3 protein-coding genes are annotated in these 2190 nt (G+C 33.3%); all 3 read right to left on the reverse strand.

Annotated features, from left to right (window positions below; genetic code table 11):
* Window positions 1-102: 102 nt before the first annotated feature.
* Window positions 103-429, reverse strand: coding sequence for a hypothetical protein (locus U9R42_11330; protein MEA3496617.1), 327 nt, complete (start codon window positions 427-429; stop codon window positions 103-105).
* Window positions 430-470: 41 nt separating this feature from the next.
* Window positions 471-1106, reverse strand: coding sequence for a hypothetical protein (locus U9R42_11335; GenBank protein MEA3496618.1), 636 nt, complete (start codon window positions 1104-1106; stop codon window positions 471-473).
* 114 nt (window positions 1107-1220) lie between these two features.
* A partial coding sequence (locus U9R42_11340) for a hypothetical protein (GenBank protein ID MEA3496619.1) occupies window positions 1221-2190 on the reverse strand: 970 nt, incomplete at its 5' end.

A 2190-nucleotide genomic window follows, 5' to 3' on the forward strand; every position in this document is an offset into this window, starting at 1 on the left:
ATCTTCCATCTTTAAAATAATCTTATTTACTACTGCCATCTAAAATCCTTTTTGTATTCTATCAAGTCTGCATATCGAAATATGCAGAGTTCATAGCTTTTATTATTTTTCATCTTTATCTCTTTCGTGAAATTGAGATAAAAGTCTACCTTCAAAATCATCTATGAGATGCTTCAACATTCCATAATCAAAACCCTCTGCTTCTAGGAGTTTTGATATATTATATTTATTCTCTCTTAACGATACTCCCATTCCATTGGACTCAAGAGTAACATTATCAGTTAAAAATCTAAAAAATCTTGCAGGCTCAGATGGTGTGTCTGGCAGATAAAACGATTCTATTGTTTCTTTTTTAGAATCAGGGACGATAATGTTATCTATTATCGCCTCATTAATCATCTCTTCTACATTTCCAAAATTTTGCAGCATCTTGACACGCTTCACACGCTCCTTGTCAAAATGCCACTCAATTAGTTTTTTAAGTATCCTGCAAACGGACTTCTATCAACAGCTTGCTTTTTAGCAATAGAATTATTTGTTGCTCTGATGAATGAGTAGTATATTTCTGCTACCAATCCTTGTTCCCAATCAGATAACTTTTCTTGCTCCATACCTGCTGTTTTAAAAATCTCTTTATTTAGCTTTTCAAAATTTATCTGCTCATCTTCTTTTGTCTCAATAATTTTATTAAGTGCATCAAGTTGAGAAGATTTTGGAAGCTTTAATTCTTCTGTATTTTTTGTACTTTTATATACGCCATCTTTATCTACCATTTCAGTAATTCTTTTTTCTACTGCCACTGCAAAATCGTGTAAATCAAATACTTCAACATCATCAATACTTTTGTCTTTTAAACAAAGTGTTCTGAATTTATCGTGGTCATTATTACTTAATGCTTCAAAAAGTTTTGGCTCTTCTATTGGATTATTACCAAATGTTTCAAGTTGTGCCTGAAGGTCTTCAGGTAATGTAATCTCTTCTGGAAGAAGCAATCCCTCTAGTTTTTTAATAAGCATATTATCTTTTGTTGCGTAAGCGTTTGCGACAGCATAAATCACTTTTTGGTCATTGCTGGCATTTTTATTTAGACTTGGTAAATTTTTCATTTTTATTTCCTTGTTTTGTTATTTTTAGTTTTTGTTCCATTTTTTTAGTATTTAAGTTTTTGAAAGGGGAAAACTAAGGGTGGAGGAAGCCACCCTAAACCCCTAATACTATTTCTAGTATGCTCCTGTTGTATTTGTAATAGCACCTGTGCTATCAAATAATGCAGGATATGTAATACTTGCTAAAACAGACTTCACTGTTGCTGTTCCTGAAGCTGAAATCTCTGGTGAAATCATAGCTTGTCCATCAACTTTCATCATTCCATCAGCTTTTGAAGGAGTAACATAAGTATAAGTCATTGTCATACCACAACCATTTGGTTTTGCAAATATAAATTCTGCTTTAAAGTTGTCGTGTGCCTTGTATGCTTCATAATCAGCGATTGTGAAAACTTTATTCATATTTCCTTTTACAGAAGCAGTACCTATGTCAACAATATTACAACCATTTAATGCAGGAGAAACACTTACATTTCTAGCAGTATCAAGATTAATTGATTCTGTTTTACATAGTGCTACTGAATCAAGCTCAACCGAACAATCTTCGTAAGCGTAATACTGTTTAAAATTAGGAACTATTTTTGCCCCTGCTGTATCAGCTAATGCCACGAAACCTACTTCTGTTGAATCTGTTGCCGTTGCACCTACAAAGTCTCCAGACATTTTAAGAGAAATTGTTCCACCAGTCATACCTATTGGTAAACTATTTGAATATACATTTGAAAATCTTTTGATAAAAGGATTTCCTGCTGCATCTTCCATCTCATATTCTACTGAGAATGATGGTATTTGTTGTGTTAATTCATATGTATCCGTAATTAACTTAGGCATTGCTATCCAAGTTACTGTTCCATCTACAATTTTAGCATTTCTATCATCATTAGGATTAGTTTCTAGTGTTGGAGTAAAACTTGCTTCATCTGCACCTGTTGTTCCTGCTGTAACACAAACTAATGAATGTGTTGTGTCTGCTACTGTGTTTACAATATCTCCTACAGTATATGCAGTTGTTGCAGTCCAATCATCCGCTGTTGCATTTGCTGATGTTTTTGCAGCACCTAAAGTATGAGTTAACATAATAGGC

Source organism: Bacteroidota bacterium (assembly GCA_034723125.1).
GTDB lineage: Bacteria > Bacteroidota > Bacteroidia > CAILMK01 > JAAYUY01 > JAYEOP01.